At 72.2% G+C, this 20,147-nt stretch carries 18 protein-coding genes; 6 read left to right on the plus strand and 12 right to left on the minus strand.

Annotated features, from left to right (window positions below):
* The first annotated feature begins 119 nt into the window (after window positions 1–119).
* Window positions 120–1,352 carry a calcium-binding protein gene (locus ACZ43H_RS13770; RefSeq protein ID WP_464583640.1) on the plus strand — a complete coding sequence of 411 codons (1,233 nt, stop codon included), beginning with the start codon at window positions 120–122 and terminating at the stop codon, window positions 1,350–1,352.
* Between the two features lie 46 nt (window positions 1,353–1,398).
* Here the strand turns inward: ACZ43H_RS13770 and dapC are convergent, their stop codons facing one another.
* Window positions 1,399–2,574: a succinyldiaminopimelate transaminase gene (gene dapC, locus ACZ43H_RS13775; protein WP_464590826.1), complete on the minus strand. Its 1,176-nt coding sequence runs from the start codon at window positions 2,572–2,574 to the stop codon at window positions 1,399–1,401.
* Window positions 2,571–2,897 carry a ferredoxin gene (fdxA, locus tag ACZ43H_RS13780; protein WP_379181548.1) on the minus strand — a complete coding sequence of 109 codons (327 nt, stop codon included), beginning with the start codon at window positions 2,895–2,897 and terminating at the stop codon, window positions 2,571–2,573. The genes dapC and fdxA overlap by 4 nt, the downstream gene beginning before the upstream one ends.
* 66 nt (window positions 2,898–2,963) lie before the next feature.
* Between fdxA and ACZ43H_RS13785 the strand changes: the two genes are divergently transcribed.
* Window positions 2,964–3,878 carry a GNAT family N-acetyltransferase gene (locus ACZ43H_RS13785; RefSeq protein ID WP_464583642.1) on the plus strand — a complete coding sequence of 305 codons (915 nt, stop codon included), beginning with the start codon at window positions 2,964–2,966 and terminating at the stop codon, window positions 3,876–3,878.
* On the opposite strand, the gene ACZ43H_RS13790 is transcribed toward ACZ43H_RS13785, so the two are convergent.
* Window positions 3,860–4,861: a DUF389 domain-containing protein gene (locus ACZ43H_RS13790; RefSeq protein WP_464583644.1), complete on the minus strand. Its 1,002-nt coding sequence runs from the start codon at window positions 4,859–4,861 to the stop codon at window positions 3,860–3,862. The genes ACZ43H_RS13785 and ACZ43H_RS13790 overlap by 19 nt on opposite strands.
* A gap of 248 nt (window positions 4,862–5,109) precedes the next feature.
* Between ACZ43H_RS13790 and aspS the strand changes: the two genes are divergently transcribed.
* Together aspS and ACZ43H_RS13800 are read left to right on the plus strand one after the other, a co-directional pair.
* A complete protein-coding gene (aspS, locus tag ACZ43H_RS13795) occupies window positions 5,110–6,405 on the plus strand; it encodes an aspartate--tRNA(Asn) ligase (RefSeq protein WP_464583645.1) in 1,296 nt (431 codons plus the stop codon).
* 142 nt (window positions 6,406–6,547) lie between these two features.
* The gene (locus ACZ43H_RS13800; RefSeq protein ID WP_464583647.1) at window positions 6,548–7,690 is read left to right on the plus strand and encodes a sulfite oxidase; all 1,143 of its coding nucleotides are present in this window, start codon (window positions 6,548–6,550) and stop codon (window positions 7,688–7,690) included.
* 1 nt (window position 7,691) lies between these two features.
* On the opposite strand, the gene ACZ43H_RS13805 is transcribed toward ACZ43H_RS13800, so the two are convergent.
* The 8 genes from ACZ43H_RS13805 to ACZ43H_RS13840 form a co-directional block, all read right to left on the minus strand.
* Window positions 7,692–9,395 (minus strand): VanW family protein, encoded by a 1,704-nt coding sequence (locus tag ACZ43H_RS13805; RefSeq protein WP_464583649.1) that lies wholly within the window; start codon window positions 9,393–9,395, stop codon window positions 7,692–7,694.
* On the minus strand, window positions 9,392–9,787 hold the full coding sequence (locus ACZ43H_RS13810; protein ID WP_464583651.1) for a hypothetical protein: 396 nt from the start codon (window positions 9,785–9,787) through the stop codon (window positions 9,392–9,394). Before ACZ43H_RS13810 ends, ACZ43H_RS13805 begins: the two co-directional genes overlap by 4 nt.
* Window positions 9,787–10,701, minus strand: coding sequence for an N-acetyl-1-D-myo-inositol-2-amino-2-deoxy-alpha-D-glucopyranoside deacetylase (mshB, locus tag ACZ43H_RS13815; RefSeq protein WP_464583653.1), 915 nt, complete (start codon window positions 10,699–10,701; stop codon window positions 9,787–9,789). The genes ACZ43H_RS13810 and mshB overlap by 1 nt, the downstream gene beginning before the upstream one ends.
* Window positions 10,702–10,710: 9 nt before the next feature.
* Complete coding sequence (locus tag ACZ43H_RS13820) at window positions 10,711–11,016, minus strand: hypothetical protein (protein WP_464583655.1); 306 nt, start codon at window positions 11,014–11,016, stop codon at window positions 10,711–10,713.
* A 29-nt stretch (window positions 11,017–11,045) separates the two neighbouring features.
* Window positions 11,046–11,801, minus strand: a complete 756-nt coding sequence (locus ACZ43H_RS13825; protein ID WP_464583657.1) for an aminoglycoside adenylyltransferase domain-containing protein — start codon at window positions 11,799–11,801, stop codon at window positions 11,046–11,048.
* A gap of 86 nt (window positions 11,802–11,887) precedes the next feature.
* On the minus strand, window positions 11,888–12,061 hold the full coding sequence (locus ACZ43H_RS13830; RefSeq protein ID WP_464583659.1) for a hypothetical protein: 174 nt from the start codon (window positions 12,059–12,061) through the stop codon (window positions 11,888–11,890).
* A gap of 118 nt (window positions 12,062–12,179) precedes the next feature.
* Window positions 12,180–13,475: an HNH endonuclease signature motif containing protein gene (locus ACZ43H_RS13835; protein ID WP_464583661.1), complete on the minus strand. Its 1,296-nt coding sequence runs from the start codon at window positions 13,473–13,475 to the stop codon at window positions 12,180–12,182.
* A gap of 324 nt (window positions 13,476–13,799) precedes the next feature.
* The gene (locus ACZ43H_RS13840; protein ID WP_464583663.1) at window positions 13,800–14,159 is read right to left on the minus strand and encodes a (deoxy)nucleoside triphosphate pyrophosphohydrolase; all 360 of its coding nucleotides are present in this window, start codon (window positions 14,157–14,159) and stop codon (window positions 13,800–13,802) included.
* Between the two features lie 139 nt (window positions 14,160–14,298).
* Between ACZ43H_RS13840 and ACZ43H_RS13845 the strand changes: the two genes are divergently transcribed.
* Entirely contained in the window at window positions 14,299–15,957 is a 1,659-nt protein-coding gene (locus ACZ43H_RS13845) for a hypothetical protein (protein ID WP_464583665.1), read from the plus strand.
* A 39-nt stretch (window positions 15,958–15,996) separates the two neighbouring features.
* Complete coding sequence (locus tag ACZ43H_RS13850; RefSeq protein ID WP_464583666.1) at window positions 15,997–17,091, plus strand: hypothetical protein; 1,095 nt, start codon at window positions 15,997–15,999, stop codon at window positions 17,089–17,091.
* A 266-nt stretch (window positions 17,092–17,357) separates the two neighbouring features.
* Here the strand turns inward: ACZ43H_RS13850 and ACZ43H_RS13855 are convergent, their stop codons facing one another.
* Window positions 17,358–19,880: a hypothetical protein gene (locus tag ACZ43H_RS13855; RefSeq protein ID WP_464583668.1), complete on the minus strand. Its 2,523-nt coding sequence runs from the start codon at window positions 19,878–19,880 to the stop codon at window positions 17,358–17,360.
* Window positions 19,881–20,147: the final 267 nt, after the last annotated feature.

Raw genomic sequence — 20,147 nt, forward strand, 5'->3', positions numbered from 1 at the left:
CCCCGAGAGCGAGGCTCGGCCGGCTGCAGGTTAGGCCAGGTCGGAAGTCGTCGACCGCGTTGTTGCACCCCTGCCGCAAAGTGGAACAACCACCGAACGGTCCGTCGTACCCTGACCGCATGCGCGTCACTCGGGGGATCCTCACCGCACTGCTGCTCGTCGTCGGCACGACCACCCTGGTCGCGGAGGGCCCGGCGGGCGCCGCCCCCTCCGAGTGCCCGGGCGCCACGATCGTCGGCACCGCCGGCGACGACACGTTGCGCGGCACCGAGGGCGACGACGTCATCGACGGCCGCGGCGGCAACGACCTGGTCCTCGGGCTCGGCGGCGACGACGTGCTCTGCGGCGGCGGGGGCAAGGACCGGCTGCGCGGCGGCCCCGGCAACGACACCCTGCGCGGCGGCAGCGACGCCAAGGAGGCCGAGGACACCGACTACTACCTCTACTTCGGCGACGTCCTCGACGGCGGCCCGGGCGACGACGTGCTCGACCCGGGCACCGACCCCCGGCACGACGGCTCCGTGGACACCGTCACCTTCGCGCGCGCCACTCGGGGCATCACCGCCGACGTGGCGGCCGGCACCGTCACCGGCGACGGGGCCGACAGCCTCGCGGGACCGTTCGCCACGGTGGTCGGCTCGGCGCACGACGACGTGATGCGCGGCGCTGACGGTCCCGACACCCTGGTCGGCAGCGGCGGTCACGACGTGCTCGTGGGGCGCGGGGGCGCTGACCTGCTCGCCGGCGGCTCCTGGGGCACCGGCCGCGAGGACCGGGTCGGCAACCTGTTGCGCGGCGGGCCGGGCCACGACGAGCTGCACGGGTCGAAGGGCGACGACGTGGTTCGCGGCGGACCCGGCAACGACTCCGTCCAGGACGAGGGCGGCGGCCGCGACCGGGCCTGGGGCGGCGCCGGCAACGACAGCTTCTCCGACCTCGTGCTGCCCGGGGGCGGCCAGGCCATCCACGGTGGCCGTGGCCGCGACGGCCTCTTCGCCCTCGGGTACGCCGACTCCCGGGGACGTGAGCTCCGGCCGCTGAGTGGGCTGACCGACCTGCGCCGGGGCGTGACCCGCGCGCGCTTCGTCGACGCCACGATCGCGATGCCGACGACCGGCATCGAGGACGTCGAGCCACCCCGGGCGAAGCGGTGGACCGTCCGCGGCACCCTCGGCCCCAACCGGATCCTGGCCGAGTCCCACACGGCGGTCCGCTTCTACGGCCTCGCGGGCGACGACAGTCTCTTCGGCTCCTTCAAGGACGATGTCCTCGACGGCGGCCCCGGCCACGACGACGGCAGCGGCTACGTCGGCCACGACACGATCCGCTCGATCGAGCGGATCTACCGCTAGCCCGTCCGTCCGGTGCTCAGCCGGCCGGTGCTCAGCCGGACGGTGCTCAGCCGGCCGCGAGCCGGGCGACCGCGGCGTCGACGCGCTCGTCGGTGGCGGTGAACGCGACCCGCACGTGGCGGGCGCCGGCGCGGCCGTAGAACACCCCGGGCGCGGCGAGGATGCCGCGGTCGGCCAGCCAGGAGACGGTGTCCCAGCAGTCCTCGTCGCGGCCCTCGACCTGCCGGCTGGCCCACAGGTAGAGCGACGCCTCCGAGTGGTCGATCCGGAAGCCCGCGGACTCGAGCGCCTCGCGCAGCTTGGCGCGGCGGGCGGCGTAGCGGGCGTGCTGCTCGAGCACGTGCTCGTCGTCGCCCAGCGCCGCGATCATCGCCGCCTGCTGGGGCGCGGGCATCTGCAGCCCGAGGTTCTTGCGCACCGCGAGCAGCTCGCCGACCAGCGCGGGGTCACCGGCCACGAACGCGCACCGGTAGCCGGCGAGGTTCGACCGCTTCGAGAGCGAGTGGACGGTCAGGATGCCGTCGTACGACCCTCCGCACACGGACGGGTGCAGGACCGAGACCGGCCCCTTCCCGTCGGTGCCGGTCTCCCACGCGCACTCGATGTAGCACTCGTCGGAGACCAGGATCGTGCCGCGCTCGCGGCACCAGTCGACGACCTTGCGCAGGTGGTCGACCGGTAGCACCCGGCCCGTGGGGTTCGACGGGGAGTTCAGCCACATCAGGGCCGGGACCTCCGGGCCGAACGACGTCAGCGAGTCGGAGGCCACCGCCCGCGCCCCGGCGAGCGCGGCGCCGACCTCGTACGTCGGGTAGGCCAGCTCGGGGTAGGCGACCAGGTCACCGGGGCCGATGCCCAGGTGCAGGGCGAGGGAGGCGATCAGCTCCTTGGAGCCGACCACCGGCAGCACGCCGTCCAGGCCGAGGCCGCCCTCGTCCGGACCGGCCACGCCGTGCCGGCGCGAGAGCCAGTCCAGCACGGCCTGCCTCGTCTCGACCCGCCCGATCGTCGTCGGGTAGCCCGGCGCGTCGGCCGCGGCGCAGAGCGCACGCTGCACGACCCCGGGCGTCGGGTCGACGGGCGTGCCGACCGAGAGGTCGACGATGCCGTCCGGGTGGGCGCGCGCCGTGGCGGCGTGGGCCGTGAGGTGGTCCCAGGGGAAGTCCGGGAGCCGGCGCGAGACCTGCTCCCGGACCGGCCGAGGGCCCGGTCGAGGACTCAGTGGTCCTGGTTCTGCGGCGGCAGGGCCGCGACGAACGGGTGGTCCTTGTCGATCTCACCCATCTTGGCAGCGCCACCGGGCGAGCCGAGGTCGTCGAAGAAGCCCACGTTGGCCGTGTAGTACTCCTTCCACTCCTCCGGGGTGTCGTCCTCGTAGAAGATCGCCTCGACCGGGCAGACCGGCTCGCAGGCGCCGCAGTCGACGCACTCGTCGGGGTGGATGTAGAGCATCCGCTTGCCCTCGTAGATGCAGTCGACGGGACATTCGTCGACGCACGCCCGGTCCTTGAGATCGACGCACGGCTGGGCGATGACGTAGGTCACCAGATCCTCCTGAGGGAGCACGGGACAGCACAACTGTTCGGACGTGGCACAGCCTAGTATCCCGTCGTGCCGCCAGCCTCGGAAGCCCACCGCTTGGGCCCCCACGTCGTCGGCCAGCGGGTCGTCGTACGCCGGGTCCTGCCCGGTGAGACCGGCCCGTCGGGCGGTCCCGCGATGACCGACCTGCTGGGGATCTGCACGGCGTGGGGCGACGGCAGGTGCGTGATCGCGCCCGAGTCCGGTGACCCGGTGGAGATCCGGCTCTCCGACATCGTGTCCGGCAAGCCGGTGCCGCCCCGCCCCTCGGTCAGGCACCGGGTCGGCACCCGCGCGGCCGAGCAGCACACCGTCGCCCTGTGGCCGCACCTCGAGACCGAGCCGCTCGGCGAGTGGGTGCTGCGCAGCGACCCCGCGCCGGTCGGGCGGCTGCGCAAGCGGGCCAACTCGTGCCTGGCGATGGGCGACCCCGGGATCGGCCTGGCCGCAGCGGTCGCCCGGGTCCGCTCGTTCTACGAGGCCCGGGACCGGCAGGTGCTGGCGCAGGTCGAGCGCGGGTCCGAGGTCGACGACGCGCTGGTCGCGGCCGGTTGGACACCCGTGCCGGGTGGTGACGCCGACTTCCTGATCGCGTCCCTCTCCCGGGCGCTGCGCGCCGCGCGGGCCGCGACCGGCGGCGAGCATCCCGACGCGGAGGTCACCGAGGAGGGGGACCAGGTGCTGGCCGAGCTGGGCGAGGTCGCCTCCGGCCGGGCCACGCTCGACGGCGACTGGCTGGGGCTGCACTCGCTGACCGTCGAGGAGGGTCACCGCCGGCAGGGCCTGGGCACGGCCGTGGTCGCGGCGCTGCTGGAGTGGGGCGCGGAGCACGGCGCCACGACGGCCTGGCTGCACGTCGAGGTGGACAACGCGCCGGCGCTGGCGGTCTACGAGCGGCTGGACTTCCGGCCACACCACACCTGCCGCTACCTGACGCCACCCTGACGGGCCTGCTCGTGGAACTGCCGGCGCGGGAGTCGCCGGCCGAAGAGCCGCTCGGCCTGTGCCGTCACCCAGGTCCAGCAGCCGCGCATGAACGCGAGCACCAGCACCCCGGACAGCAGCATGCCCGCGACGTTGGCGCCGAGCTGCTCCAGCGACCCGACGATCTCGCCGCGCTCCCACAGCGCCAGCCCGAGGGCCAGGTTGCCCGCGGCCGGGACCGTGGTCACGCTGATGAAGACGCCGACCATGGTGGCGGTCTTCTGGATCGCCAGCGCGAGCACGCCCGCGGCGCCGGCGACCAGCGCCACCACGAACGACCACATGTCGGGGTGCCAGATGAAGCCGGTGTTCGGTCGCGGGCGGGTGACCATCTCCGAGTCCAGCGCGCCGGTCAGGCTGACCAGCCAGGCCAGGACCGCGACGACCGCCACCGCGAACGCGAAGCTGAGCACCAGCAGCCGCAGGCTCCGCCACACCAGGCCCCACCGGGCGAAGACGATCCCGACGCAGGCCGCCGCGATCGCGCTGAACTCCGGGCCCACGACCATCGCCCCCACGACCAGGATCGCGGAGTCGGTGATCACCGCGATGGCGGCGAGGATCACCGCGAGCACGAGGAAGACGACGTAGGACACCGTGGGCTGGGCGCCGTCGTCGGCCTCGGCCTCGACCTGCTCCCAGATCACCGCGTCGTCCGGGTGGCCCGGGGCGAGCGACTCGATCCGGGAGGCCTCCGCGAACGGCGTGCCCGAGGGCCTGCTGATCAGGATGCCGCCGCGCTCGTCGAGGCCGAGCTCGTTGAGGTCGTGCAGCATCATCCCCGCCTGCTCCCGCGCGACGTCGGCCTCGACGAGGTCACCCTCGGGCTGGAGCGACGCCCCGGCATGGACGGTCACGTTGGTGACGCACTCGGCGTCGAGGAGCAGCCGCTGCACCGGCTGCGAGAGGTCGCCGGGCACGGTGAGCCGGAAGTGGACGAGCACGGCGCACAGCGTACGGCGGATCCGCGGGCGCAGCCGGAACGGACTTTGCCGACGCGCGCCGGAGTCCTACGATCTGGGTGGCGCGTGCGAGGACTGACGACCCTCCCCCTGTCCGCCAGGGAAGCACGGCCCGCGCGTCTCGGCGTACCGACGAGAGGCCAATGACTCATTGGCGAAGGTGTGGTGGCACCGCGACCTTGCCCCCGCCCACACCTCCAGGGCTCCCGTAGCTACTGGAGGTGAACGACATGCAACGCACGCTCTGCACAGAGCTCCCCCACGCCAAGCCCGGACAGACCGTCCGGCTGCAGGGCTGGGTCCACCGGCGCCGCGAGCTCGCGGCCCTGACCTTCCTCGTCGTGCGTGACCGCACCGGCCTGGCCCAGGTCGTGGTGAAGTCCCCCGACGTGGTGGTCCCACCCGAGGAGACGACCGTCGAGGTCGTGGGCACGGCGACCGCCAACCCGCAGGCGCCCGGCGGCATCGAGGTGACCGACCCGGTCATCACCGCGCTGACCGAGCCGGCCGCCACCCCGCCGGTCGAGCTGTGGCGACCGGCGATGAACGCCTCGCTGCCCACCCTGCTCGACCACGCTCCGGTCACCTGGCGGCACCCCGCCCAGAAGGTGAAGTGGGAGCTCGCTGCGGCCTCGCTGCGCGGCTTCCGCGAGACCCTGGACCGGTCGGGGTTCACCGAGATCCACACGCCCAAGTTCGTGGCCTCGGCGACCGAGTCCGGCGCGAACGTCTTCGAGGTCGACTACTTCGGCCGGCCGGCGTACCTCGCCCAGAGCCCGCAGTTCTACAAGCAGCAGATGGTGGGCGTCTTCGAGCGGGTCTACGAGGTCGGACCGGTCTTCCGGGCCGAGCCGCACGACACCGTCCGGCACCTGGCGGAGTACGTCTCGCTGGACGTCGAGCTCGGCTTCGTCGAGGACCACCGCGACGTGCTGCGGGTGCTCCGCGGCGTGCTGGCCGGCATGGTCGGAGGGATCCACGAGCACGCCCCGGCTGCGCTCGCGCTCTCCGGGGCGGACGTGCCGGTGGTGCCCGAGGAGATCCCGGTGGTGCACTTCCGGGACGCGCTGAAGATGGTGGGTGCCCCCGCCGACGAGCCCGACCTCGCGCCCGAGCACGAGCGGGCGCTGGGCGCCTGGGCGCGCGCGGAGCACGGCAGCGACTTCGTCGCGGTCGAGGGCTACCCGATGGCCAAGCGGCCGTTCTACACCCACCCGTGGACCGGCGAGGTCGTCGCGGGCGAGGAGGGCCGCTGGTCCAACAGCTTCGACCTGCTCTTCCGCGGGCTGGAGCTGGTCACCGGCGGACAGCGCCTGCACCGGCCCTCGGCGTACGACGCCGCGATCCGCGGGCGCGGCGAGGACCCGGCGGCGTACGCGGCGTACCTCCAGGCGTTCGAGCACGGCATGCCGCCGCACGGTGGCTTCGCCATCGGCCTGGAGCGCTGGACGGCCCGGCTGGTGGAGGCGGCGAACATCCGCGAGGTGACGCTCTTCCCGCGCGACCTCAACCGCCTGGCTCCCTGAGCCCGGTGCGGGTCGGGACGTCATACGAATCGGTGACCCGGACAGCCAATTCGTACGACGTCCCGCCCGGCGTGCCGCATGCTTGAGGGGACCGAACGGCGCGGCAATGCGCCTAACTCCAGTTTCTTTGTATGGTTACAACATGCTGCGTGACTCTTCCGGACGACCCGTCGACCACGGCGACTGGTTCATCCACCACGGCACCGACGTCGAGACCCGCTGGGACGCCGACGTCCCGCACCTGACCCCGAACGACCGGTTCTTCGTCCGCAACCACACCGAGGCGCCTCAGGTCGACGTCGCCACCTGGCGGCTGCTGGTGACCGGCGACGGCCTGCTCAGCGAGCGGACCTACTCGCTGGCCGACCTGCAGGAGTTCCCGACCACGACCTACGAGCGCGCGCTGGAGTGCACCGGCAACGGGCGCCGGCTCTTCGAGGCCCAGCAGAGCTCGTTCCGCCCCGGCACCCAGTGGGACCTCGGCGCCATCGGCGTCGCCCGCTGGACGGGGGTGCCGCTGTCGACCGTGCTGCGCCACGCCGGCCTGCGGCCCGAGGCCGTGCAGGTGATGCCGGTGGGGCTCGACGCGGCGTACGTCGAGGACGGGGTCGACTGGGGCCGCGTGCGTCGCCCGCTGCCGATCGGCAAGGCGCTCGACGACGTGCTCGTCGCCTGGGAGATGAACGGCGAGCCGCTGCCGCCCGACCACGGCTTCCCGGTCCGGCTGATCGTCCCCGGGTGGGTCGGCATCGCGAGCATCAAGTGGCTCGGTGAGCTGCGGGTCACGACCACGGTCGTCGACTCGCCCTGGAACACCCGGTGGTACCGCATGCACGGCCCGGGCTGGTCCGGCGACGCCGCCGTCCTGGACCGGATGCCGCCCAAGAGCGTCATCGACGTCACCGGCCGGCTCGAGGCCGGCCGGCTCACCGTGCTGCGCGGACGCGCCTGGTCCGGCGAGGCGACGGTGCGGATGGTCGAGGTCAGCACCGACGGCGGGGAGACCTGGGACGAGGCCTCGCTGACCGGCACCAACGAGCCGTCGAGCTGGGTCGAGTGGGAGCACCCGTGGACCCCCGGCACGCCGGGCGAGCACGTGCTGGTGACCCGCGCGACCGACAGCCTCGGGCGCACCCAGCCCGAGCTCGCGCTGCCCAACGACGACGGCTACCTGTTCACCGCCGCGGTGCGCCACCCGGTGACCGTGGCCCCCGGCTCCGGTCGCGGCTCCGGTCGTGCGGCTGGGCGTGCGCTGGAGCGCACCCTGGGGGGCACGACCGCCTAGGTCACTTGCAGATGACCGTGTCCGACGGGATGTAGCGGGTGTGGAACACCTCGTCGTGGTCGAGCGCGGACTCGCCGTGCTTGCGGAAGTGCCGCGTGACGTCGACGTCGAAGCCGTCGTACCCGGTGTTGGGGTAGCAGTCGTCGGTCTTCAGCTTCCGCGTCTCCGGCGGCACGAACCGGTAGCGGTCGGAGGTGCTGGACGTGATGTCCCAGTACTTCGTGGACCACATGGACACGGTCACCACGCCCTGGCTGGACGGCGTGCTCGGGGTGACGCGGGCGTCGATCAGCACGCCGTACGGCGTGTCGTTGCGGAAGCGCAGGTCGACCGCGCCCCACGCAACAGTGGCCTCGCGACCGACCGGGTAGCGGTCGATGTAGAACGAGTGCGGCTTGTGCTCGACGTCCTCGAGCCCGGCGAAGAACATCGCGTTGAACAGCGTGGTCGCCATCTGCGAGACGCCGCCGCCGAGGTCCTCCTTGAAGATCCCGTCGCTGATGATGAAGCCCTCGGTGAAGCCGTTCTCGCGGGTGCGCTCGCCGACGGTGTCGTTGAGCGAGAAGGTCTCCCCCGGCTTCAGCACGGTGCCGTCGACGATGTCGGCCGCGCGGCCGATGTTGGTGTTCCGGTACTCCGCGTAGGGGTAGTACGTCGTGAAGCTCGAGACCTTCTCGCGGATCCGCAGCTTCCGGGCGTCCTTGGTGGTGAAGTCGGGCTCGGCCACCGAGGCCTTCACCTTCATCGAGCGCTCGCCGTGCTCGCTGGTGACCAGGGTCAGGAACGCCTCGTTGACGTCGGACTGGTCGTAGGTCACGCCGGGCTTGGCCGGCACGACGCGGGGACGCCCGCCGACCAGCGCGACGGTGGCGTCCTCCGGGGCGCCGTCCTCGCCGACCGCGTCGCCGACCAGGTCGGCCAGCGCCTTCTCGTCGAGCTGCGGCGCCAGCTCCCCGTCCTGGGGAAGCAGCGCCAGCGCCGGCGCGAACTGGCGGGGCTGCAGCCGGACCGGCGTCCTGCCGAACACCAGCCGCACCGACCCGGACATCGCCGGGTTGGCGAAGCCGTCCATCGCCTCCTGCACGTCGCCCGCGTCGATGTCGGGCTGCTGGTCGTGGAGGTCGACCTCGGCGGTCGGGTCGTCCTGGAGGTACGCCGACTCGAGGGCCGCGCGGACCTCGTCGGCGTCGAGGCGCTCCCCCACCTCCGGCCGGGTGACCCGGATCCGGCCCGGACGCAGCTCGATCGCGCCGTCGGTGGCGGTGGTCCCGAATGCCCGGTCGAGCCGGGTCACCAGCCCGTCCAGCTTCGACTCGTCGACGGTGACGACGGGCTCGAGGTCCCGGCCGCCGGTGTAGTGGTCCCACAGGTGGCCCGGGCGCCAGCTCCGCGCGCCGACCGCCTGCGCGACCGAGGCGTCGTGGTCGACGGCCAGGCCGGCGTCGCTCGGCGCGATGCTCCGCGACCGGCCGTCGACGACCAGGGTGATGGGGGCGTCCGCGCGCGGGCCGAGCTCGCGGCGGAGCAGGGCCACCGCCTCGGCCTCGGTGCGGCCACCCACGTCGACCCCGGCGACGGTGGTGCCGCGGGCGATCTCGTCACCGGCGGCGACGTACGCCGCGGCGTACCCGCCTCCGACGAGCAGGGCGAGCACCAGGACGACCACGGCGACGACACGTCCGCCGGCCTTCTCCCGTTCGCTCACGGCGCCGAGTCTAGGGAGGCGGGCGCGGCCGTCTCGGGCGTACGCGCCGGTGCCGGACGGGTCCGGCGGGCGGGGCGGGGCAGCGTCGCGATGCCGACGACGAGGACCAGCAGGGCCAGGCCCACCAGCGCGTAGCCGCGCCAGTCGGAGCTGATCACGTAGTCACCCTCGGGCCGCGGGTCGACCAGCAGGCCGACCAGCCCGGTCCAGCCGAGCGCGAACGGCAGCCGTAGCCACCATCCCGGTGGCAGCGCCACGAGGGTGACGGCGGTGGTCCCCACGACCAGGGGCAGGCCCCACGTGAGCTCGTGCACCGCGACGGAGGCGATGCCGGTGCCGATGCCGAGCAGGAGCAGCCCGAGGGCGACCGCCGCCCGGCCGAGCGTCCGCATCAGAGCCCGGCGAAGAGGTCCGTCTCAAGGCCGTCCTCGCCGACCGGGCCGGGTCGGCCCTTGGCGATGCGGAAGTACTCGATGCCCCAGGCGGTGCTGCCGACGTTGTTGGAGAGCGCGAAGAACGGCCCGTCGGTGGTGATCTGGGTGGCGTGGGCGCGCAGCGCGTCCATCTTCTGCTCGAGGTGGTCCTGCCCGTCGATGGCCGCGGTGAGGTCCTCGTCCTTGACGGCGAAGAACGGCAGGTCCCCGTCGGGGTCCATGCCCTCGAAGCTGGTGTGGTCGCCGGCCTCGCGCAGCTTGCGCAGGCCCTCGCGCATCCGGCTCTCGGACATCGCGCCCCAGTAGATCTTGGCGATGTCCCAGGACTCGCCGAGGTCCTTGCGGTACGACGGCACCGCGGCGAGCTGCGCGGAGTACATCGCGACTCGGTGGGCCTGGATGTGGTCGGGGTGGCCGTAGCCGCCGAACTGGTCGTAGGTGACCATCACCTGCGGGCGGACCTCGCGGATGATCCGGACGAGGTGGTCGGCGGCCGCGGTGAGGTCGGCGTGCCAGAAGGCGTTCTCGTGACCAGTCCCATCAGAGGGGGCGTCGACGGCGACGGCGTGGCCGTCCTCGTGCCACTGCATGCCGGAGTCGCGGTAGGTGCCGAACCCGCCGAGGAAGCGGTGGTCGGTGACGCCGAGCGCCTTCATGGCGTCCTCGAGCTCGCCGCGACGGTGCTCGGCCAGCTCCTCGGGGCTCAGGTGCTCCAGCTCGGGGACCAGGATCTCGCCGAGCTCGCCGGCGGTGCAGGTCACGAGGGTGACGTCGCGGCCCTCGGCGACGTACTTCGCCATGGTGGCGCCCTGCCCGATCGACTCGTCGTCGGGGTGGGCGTGCACGAGCAGGAGACGGTGGGCCGCGGTCATGCCCCGAGCCTAGGGCCCGTCTCGCAATTCGGCGCGCTTGATCCGCCTGGGCGCTGCCGGGAGGTCCAGCGGCGGCGCGACCGGCCGGTGGTCACCTCGCTCGTCGGCGTCGTCCTCGTCGAGCCACCCCTCGTACTCGTCGACGAGCAGCTCCAGCACGATCGAGGGCGCGTCCGTGAGGATCGCCCAGGGATGGTCCTCGTCGTCGTCCTCCCCCGCCAGCCGCTCGCGCACCAGGGTCGCGTCGTAGCCGTCGCCGGTGAGCCGGGCCTGCACCGCCCGGGCGTCGTCCTCGTCGAAGAAGATGCCGCGCACGGGGACAGTCTCCCCGATGCGCCGACGGCTCAACGCACGGGGCGGATCCGGTCGGCGAGGTGCACGGCGGTCGCGCGGCACGCATCCTGACGGAGCGTCCAGTCTTCCTCGCACTCTCCGACGTAGCCGGCCGCCGCGAGGGCCAGGACCGCACGGTGCGGCTCGGGGACGCCGTCCCGGATCCGGCGTACGGCCTCGTCCTTCGAGACGATCTCGCCGGACTCCAGCGTCACGACCATGCGCGCCAGGGTGAGCAGGACGTTGCGCTCGTCGCCGACCAGGTTGTCCAGCAGCGACGGCAGGCTGTCGTGGAGCGCGCGACGCAGGTCGACGTCCGGGACCGCGGGCAGGAGGTCGGTGGGCTCCCGGCCTCGCAGGACCTGCGCGTCTTGCCCGAGGGTCGTGAGAAGCACGGCGAGATCGGGGTGAGCGTGCGGCTCGGGCAGGCGACCATCCACGAACTCCGTCCGGAGCCATTCGCCGTAGAGGAAGTCGCACGGTGGCGGGTAGGTCCACGGGACCAGGTCGTCGCGGACCACCGAGGTCAGCTCGACCGGCCGGCCGGGCTCGACCGTGGCCCGACGGCCGGAGAACTGCAGCAGGAGCCCGAGCAGCCCGGCGCGCTCATCGTGATTGAGCGACCTCTCGGTGACGACGAGGAGGTCGACGTCGCTGTCCGGCCGCAGGCCACCCGCCACCGAGGAGCCGTAGAGGTAGAACCCGAGGACGCCGCCGGGGTCGTGCTCGTCGAGATGGGAGGTCAGGCGTTCGATCACGGTGGGCACCGCGGCACTCTTCCCGGCGGTGAGCGCCCTGGCAAGGCGATTCAGGAACGGGCCGGCGGCCGCGGCCGACGGTTGCGCAGACCGCGTCAGGCGAAGTAGCGCAGGAGGAAGTCCTTGTCGGTGTCGCGCCCGCCCTCAGGGTCGGGGGCGTCCTCCGTCTCGTGGGTGGCGACCATCCGCTCGAGCGGGATGGCCGGCGGCAGCTTCGCGTACGGATTCGGCTCGGTGGGCGTCGCCTCCGGGCGTGACTCGTCGACCATGGTCGTCCTCCCCGCGTTCGGTCCTGCCAGTATGCCCCCGCCTGCGCAGTGCGCGCGGGTATGGCGGGCCACGGCTGCGGGTCCGTCGGATCTGTGTCTGCGCTGGTCGGCGGTCGGCCTACGTGCGTCTGGTGAACCTGACGTCTCCGTTGGCCAACCGGTCGGTGCCGAAGCGGGGGTCATGCGCCCGGTGGTGGTGCCAGGAGCAGAGGAGTACGCCGTCCTTGAGGTCGGTCTTCCCGCCACTGGCCCAGGGGGTCTCGGCGTGGTGGGCTTCGCACCAGGCGGCGGGGATCTCGCAGCCCTGGGCGCGGCAGCGTCGGTCGCGGATGACCAGGGCCTTGCGTTGCGCGGGTGAGAACAGTCTTCGCGAGCGGCCGAGGTCGAGGATCTCGGAGTCGCCGCCGAGGACGACGGGGATGATCTGGGCGGTGCAGGCCAGCCGGCGGGCCTCGGCGGCGGTGATCCGGTCGCCGGTGGCCAGCCCCGCGGCGCCGAGGCCGGCGTTGAGCTGGTCGAGGTCGATGGTGACCATCACGGTGGTGGCGGTGCCGCCGTGCTGCGGCAGCGCTTGGGCCGGCAGCTGCTCGAGGAGGGTGCAGAACGCCTCGCCCAGTCGGCGGGGGTAGGGCAGCCGCTCCACCTCGCTGCCCCCGCCCGGCTCCCCGAACGCACCGCCCGCGGGGTCGGAGCCAGAGTCGGGGTCGAGGTGGGAGCGGCGGGGTGCGGAGATGGCCTCGAGGTAGACCTTGAGCCGGGAGGCGACGTGGTCGGGGACCCGGATCGCGATGTCGGTGGACCCGTCCCCGCGTACGCGCATGGTCAGCCGGGTGGTGCGGCGGGCGGCGCGTTCCTCGGCCTCGAGCTTCCGCTGCTCCTCTTTGTCGGCGATCTCGGGGGCCAGCACCTCGAGCAGGTGCTCGCCGAGGCGTTTCAGTGCCCGGGGGCTGAAGTGGGCGGCCTGCTCGACCAGGTGGACCTCCGCCTTCGCCCTCAACGCGGGGCCGAGCCGGTCCGGCAGCCCGTCCAACGATTTCACGATCACGTGCGCCTGGGCCTGGTTGACCCGACCGTCCAGGCAGGCCGCCTGCAGCTGGGGCCAGCGGCGGTCCAGCGCCTCCCCGTGCCGGACCGCCCGCGCCACCGCCGAGTAGTCGGCGTGCTGGGTGCGCTCGGCCCAGGCGGCGATGTTCCGGTCACCCGTCTCGGTCACGAGGTCCTCGGCGTTGGCCAGCACCCGGCCGTACAGGGCGGCCAGCTGGTCGGCCGCCCGACCCAGCGCGGCCAGAGCGGTCTCCTTCTCGGCCGGGTCGAGGTAGCCGGGGTCGTAGCCGGCCAGGTCGGTGACCAGGGCGGTCAGGTCGCCGGCGCCGCGCACCAGGGGGTGCGTCATCGGGGTCGGGTTGACTGCCATGCCTCATTCTACAACTATCCGAGCATGTCTTCGAGTAAAATCTTTGGCTGTAGAGAGGCCGCGTGAAGATGCGGGCGAGCCCCTCTGAGCCGGCTCGGTCGTGCGGGGTTTCGAGGCTTCGTCGCTGGCGCTCCTCGCACCTCAACCGCCGAGGCGGCACGGAAGCCGGAGGTAGGGCACCGCCGCGCCGACCCGCAAGCCGGAAGCGGCCGCACCCCCGGGCCGACCTCGCCGTAACCAGCCAAAGACCCAAACCACAGCCGGCCGGAAAGCCGGCAAGCCACCTCAACCAGAAGGAACCCGCGGCGTACAAACGGCCGAGGCTCACCCTCCGAGCAGGACCGCGAGCTCCTCGAGGAACGGACGATCCGGCTCCAACCAGTCCACGTCCGAGAGCTCGTCCGCGGACAGCCACCGCACCAGGTCATGCTCGTGCGGCACCGGCTCCCCCGCGACCAACCGCACGACCGCCACGGTCAGCTCGTGCCGCTCGCCGATCGGCACCGCCCCGGGCAGCCACTGCAAGACCTCGACGGTGCAGCCGAGCTCCTCGCGGATCTCCCGCACCAGGGCGCCAGCGGGAGACTCGCCGTCCTCGACCTTGCCGCCCGGGAACTCCCACCGGCCGGCGGTGGCGGCGGGGCGGGTACGCCGCGCGGCGAGCACCCGTCCGTCGCGGACCACGGCGGCACCTACCACAGAAGCACGGGCGCCGGACACGAACGCGACCGTAGCCGAGAGTGGTTCATACCTGGGTGTGCTGCGGCCGTTCCGGGGAGACGATCTGCTCGCCGCCGCACCCGGAGCCAAGGATGTCTCTCCCATGTCCCGATCTCGTCTCGTCCTCCCCGCCCTGCTGTCCACCTCGCTCGCCCTCGGTGGCGTGAGCGTCATGCTCGCGGATCCCGGTGGCGCGGCGCCGCTGCCGACGGACTACTCCGCGAAGGTCAGCGCTGACCTGTGGCGCGTGAACGCGCTGGACCGGGATCTCACCGACGCCCAGGCCGCCGTACCCACAGACCTCTCCGTCTTCAGCGTCGACGGGACGATGTCCTCGACGACGAACCCGCGGGCACGCGCCGGTTCCTACAACCTCTCCGGCACCGCCGGCGAGGCCGCGGACGCCCGTCGGGGCGTCACGTCGGAGGCGACGCGTACGACGGACACCGGCGCACCGGCCACGGGCATCGCGCCCGGTGGTGCGGTCGCGGACACCCTCGACCTCGGTCAGGCGACTCTCGGCGCGGGCGGCCGCTGGGTCGGCGACAAGGGCTGCCTGACCACCGCCGACGGGCTCACCGACGGCTCCGCCTCGGGTGCCGGCGCGAGCCTCGCCTCGGCGCGGATCCCGACCGGGTCCTCCGGTGGGATCATCCTGCTGCCCGACGACATCCCCACCGAGATCCCCACGGCGCTGCCGTCGTCGACGGCCACGGGGCTGCCGACCAGCCTGCCCACCGGGCTGCCGACCACCACGGACGGCCCGACCATCATCCCGACCGAGCTGCCCTCCGACCTGCCGACCACGGGGCTGCCCACGCTCACTCTGCCGCCTGTCCCGACGATCAGCGTCCCGACCTTCCCGAGGCGCGGCACCGCCATGGCGCAGGGCGCGGCGGCCGACGTCGTGATGGCCAGCGTCCACCCCGGGTCGGTGCAGCAGCGGGTGGACCTGCCCGTACGCAACGGTGCCTCGGGTGACGACCGCGGCGTACGCGCCCAGGCGATCGGCAGCGTCAAGGACGCCTCGGCGCCGGCGATGACGTTCTTCGGCGACGAGGTCGAGGTCCGGGTCAACGGCGTCGCGCGACTGACCGCGTTCGCCGACGGCGTGCACGCCAGTGTCGTCGACTGGACGGCGCCGACGGTCACGGTGACCGCGGGCGGGACGACGTACGCCCTGCCGACCAGCGGCAACCCGGTCGTCGTGCCGTGGAGCAGGAACAAGGACGTGACCGTCAGCCTCTCCGCGGGGCAGCTCACGCAGACCGTGAACGGTGACGGACTGGTGGCCCGCGCAGCGACGTCCGTCCTGCACGCGGTGGTCCGCAACGGCGACGCGGTCGCCCTCGACACCGACCTCATGCCGATGACCGTGGAGGCCAAGGCTCCCGGCGGCGGGGTGGAGTGCCCCGCGCCGGACACCGACGGCGACGGCCTCAGCGACGCCCTCGAGGACAAGCTCGGCACCAACAAGGGCGTGAAGGACACCGACCACGACCGGCTCGGGGACGGCAAGGAGCACTACAAGTACCGCACGAACCCGCTCAGGAAGGACACCGACCGGGACCGGCTCATCGACGGCCTGGAGGTCAAGAAGTACCGCACCAAGCCGCGCAAGCCGGACACTGACCGCGACCACCTCAAGGACGGCGTGGAGGTCCGGAAGTACAAGACCAACCCGCGCAAGAAGGACACCGACGGCGACGGGGTCAACGACAACGTCGAGATCCGGCGCGGCACGAACCCGCTGCACAAGTGAGCAGGCCGCACGCGTTGACCCACCCGTAGCCTCGGGGACATGCCTGAGGCCACGGACAGCTCGACGTACGGCGTGCACCTCGCCCGCACGGACGAGAACGCCGAGGAGATCGACGCCCTGGCGCGCCTGCTCGGCGGGCGCGCCGGGCTCGATGCCGTGCTGGACGACCTGGACCGGCGGGGCCGCCGTGGGTTCGCGCCCGGGCTCGCGGCGCGGCAGGCGTTCACGTGGGACGCGACGGACCGGCGTACGCCGCAGTGGTGGCCGCAGGGCATCTCGACCTCCGCGGACGCGACCGACACCGAGGAGATCGGTGGCCGACGGGTCGTGGCGGTCAGCTGGTACGCCAAGGCGGCCGCTGGCCAGGACAACCACGGCTCACGGATCTCGTTCATCGACCTGGACACCCGGCGCTACCGGCACGTGCTGCTGGTGACGCCGACGACGACCACCGACGGCTCGGTGTCGTTCGAGCCGCTGCAGGTGCACGCGGGCGGCATCGTGTGGGCCGGGCAGTGGCTCCACGTCGCCGCCACCGCGCGCGGGTTCGTGACCTGCCGGCTCGACGACCTCCTGCGCGTCCCGGACGAGCTCGTCGGTGACGCGTCGCGGATCGGAGTGGACGGCGGCCGGGTGTCGTCGTACGGCTACCGCTACCTGCTGCCGATGCGCTTCGCCTACCGCGCGGGGGCCGAGAAGGGCCACGAGAGGCTGCGCTACTCCTGCCTCTCGCTGGATCGTGGGGCGGACCCGCCGGAGCTGGTCGTGGGTGAGTACGGCCGCGGCGGGCAGACCCGGCGGCTGGCGCGCTTCGCGCTGGACCCGGCGAGCATGCTCCTGGTCGACGGCGAGGACGGCCGCTCGCGGCCGCTCGACCTCGACGAGCGCGGCGTGGGCGGCACCCAGGGCGCGACGGTGGCGCGGGGCGACTACTTCATGACCGTCTCGCACGGCACCCGGAAGCCTGGTTCGGTGTACGTCGGGCGCCCGGGCGCGTTCCGGCGGCGGCGGTTCGCGACTCCGATGGGGCCCGAGGACATCGCCTACTGGCCTTCGACGGACCTGCTCTGGTCGGTCACGGAGCACCCGCGCCGGCGCTGGGTGTTCGCGATGCGGCGCTCACGACTCGCCTGAACCGCCCGCGATCCGCCCCCAAATGGCGAAGGCGCCACCCGTTCGGGTGGCGCCTGCTACCGGGCTTCTCGGATCGCATGCCCTAGTGTGGGACAGGCGGTCCGGACCATTCTCGCGCAGCGGCAAACAGAGAATGGCCCGGACCGCGTCTGTGTGTCCCGACTTTTCAGTTCTGGTGGAGCTGGGGGCTCGCGGGAGCAGTGCCCCCGGAGAGCTCGCCCCGGGGCGCTTTCACGCCCCGGGACTCACTCACTTGTCAGGCTGGATCAGCGAACGCGCTTCGGGGCCTGGTCCTTCATCGTGGTGTCGCTCTTGGCGACCTTCACGGTGTACTTCGTGTAGCCCTTGCCGTTCTTGTCGGCCACCTTGAACTTGTGGTTGCCGTTGCTGTTCAGCGCAGCCGAGTCGACCAGCTTCATGACGCCCTTCTTGGTGGTCTTGAAGAGCTGGGCCACCAGGCCGGAGGCGTCCTTCTTGGCGTTGGCCCGCAGGACGTCGTCCTTGGCCCCGTTGTCGACACCGTTCAGCTGCAGGTCGATGTCCTTGGGGTCAGTGCCCGGGTCCACGGGACCCGTACCGTCCGCGACCGTGGTCGTGGCGGTGGCGACGTTCGACGACGCCGAGAGGCCCTCGCCGTCCTTGGTGTTCGAGCCGGGGTAGACGTGGTCCGCAGCCGCACCGAACTGGGTGCCACCGAAGAAGCCGTCGTCCAGGCCCTCGACCCGGATGGTCACGTCGCCAGCGGCGTCCGCGTCCAGCGCGACGTTGAGCTTCATCTCGCCAGCAGCGTTGGTCTTGGCGTCGCCGTCCTTGAACTGGCCGGGACCGGAGACCTGGACGTTGATCAGCGGGTTGACGTTCTGACGCGGGAAGTCGGCGATCGGGTTGCCGAACGCGTCGGTGATCACCGCGGTGTAGGTGATCTGCGACGCGCCGTGCTCGACGGAGGCCGGGCCGCTGACCGAGACGTTGCGCGCGGTCGAGAAGTCGGTCTCACGGGCGACCGTCATGTCCGCCGTCTCGGTGCGGTGCGCCGACTCGACGGTCACGGTGACGACACCGGACTTGGTGCCGACGATGCGGTAGTCACCCTGCAGCATGCCACCGGCGACGGTGTCGGTGATCGAGGACGACCCCTCCGACAGCTTCTTCTCGCCCGGCTCCAGGATCAGGGCACCGTTGTCGACCGACACGGTGATCTCCGAGCCGTTCTCGCCGTTGGCGACGTCGAGGGCGGCGGAGTCGATGCCGCCGTCGTCGTACGCGTCGGCCAGCGGGACGACGGTCACGTCGGACGCCTTGTAGTCGGCGGCCTCCGTGTCCTCGCCACCGAGGCTGATCTTGTAGTCACTGCCCATGCCGTCGGTCGTGTACTTGATGTGGGCGGTGCTGGACTTGGTCGGGTTGGCCGCGAACTGGTCCGGGAAGTAGCCCAGGGCGACGGTCTCGGTGTAGCCGTTGGTCGCCTTGGTGTCGGTGAAGGTGAACGTCACCGTGCCGTCGTTGCCGACAGCCTTGCGCTGCGGGGTGGCGTCGAGGTTGAGGCCGGTGCGGCGCGCCTCGACGAACCCGGTGGTGACGGGCAGACCGAACTGGTCGGTGACCTTGGCGACCACGTCGACCGAGCCCTTGAGCGCGGAGAAGAACGGGTCGGCCGTCGGCGCGATGGCCGAGACCTCGGCGCGCTGGAACTCGAAGGTCTGGTCGAACGAGCCGCTGATGGTGATCCGGTCGTTCTGCTGGATGCTGCCGGCGTCGGGAGTGATCGTGATCGAGCCCACGCCGTTGCTGTCGAGCACCGTGGAGACGGTGGTCGAGGACTTGCCACCGAAGGTGACACCGGTGCCCGCGACGTTCAGCGTGACGTTGCTGTTCTTGTCGTCACCCTTGAAGTCGATGCGGATGCTCGACTGGTCGACGCGGACAGCGGTGGTGCCGCCGTCGGTGCCGTCGCCGAAGCCGTCCCACGAGTCGGCGCCGGTGACGACGTCGACCTCGGGGGCCGTCACGACCGCCGCGCGGATGACGTTGGCGGTCACCTTCGCGTCTGCGGTGCCCGGGCCGTCCAGGTTGATGGTGTGGGCGCCGGGGGTGGCACCAGCAGCGGCGTCGGCCGTGAAGGTGTCGGTGCCGTTCTTGAGCGCGTCCGCGTCCATCGAGGCCACCGAGGGGCTCACCTGGGCGTCACCGGCGAGGGCGACGGTCTCGGCGTTGTCGAGCTGGGTCAGGCGACCGGCCGCGTCCTTGATGGTCACGGTGTAGTCGTCCGAGCTCATGCCCTCGACGACCGACTGGCTGGCCGGCGTGACGTCGAGCGTGGTGACCGGGCCCGAGGTGGTCACGGAGACCTGCGTGCGGGACTCGGCCGCGTCCACGTCGCCGCCGTTGTCAGCGTCGTTGAAGATGGCGAACTTGGCGGTGTCGCCGGGCGCCGGGGTGGTGACCTTGACGGGCACGATGTACTCGTCGAGGTTGTCGTTCGGGTTGCTGTCGGTCGTGGCGGCCACCGGGGTGCCCTCGACGACGGTCTGGCTGGGGGTGTTCGGGTTCGACGAGAGGTCGCTGCCGATCACCTTGAGGTTGGCCGGGGACGCCACGGAGCCGTGGGTCGCCTGGACGAGGATCTGGGCGCCGGGGCCACCACCGTTGAGGGCGGGGCCGACCGAGGCGACCTTGAGGACGTCACCGACGGCCGCGTTGGCCGACGAGGCGAGGAGCGGGAGACCCGTCACCGCCAGAGCGGAGATGGCGCCAGCCGCCAGACCCCGCTTGATGCCGCTGCTGTTCATGCGTGTTCCTTCCGGAGTGAAGATTCGGCCGAGGCACTCCCCCGCCCGAGCATCGGGCCAGTTGGAAGGCCCAGGTCTTGCATCGCCCGTACACAGATTCCGAGTGACGCCGTGGACGCTAGTGACGCAGGAGCAGTTGGGTCGTTCTTGTTGCTGGCCGGAAAACTTTCTGCAATAAATGAGCCCGCATGTTGAATTACCGGCATGCAACACGGGGGGATGGCGGGGACCACGCATGACCAGCAAGGGCAGTTCAGACGCGTCTGG

This window comes from Nocardioides sp. DN36 (genome assembly GCF_055380375.1).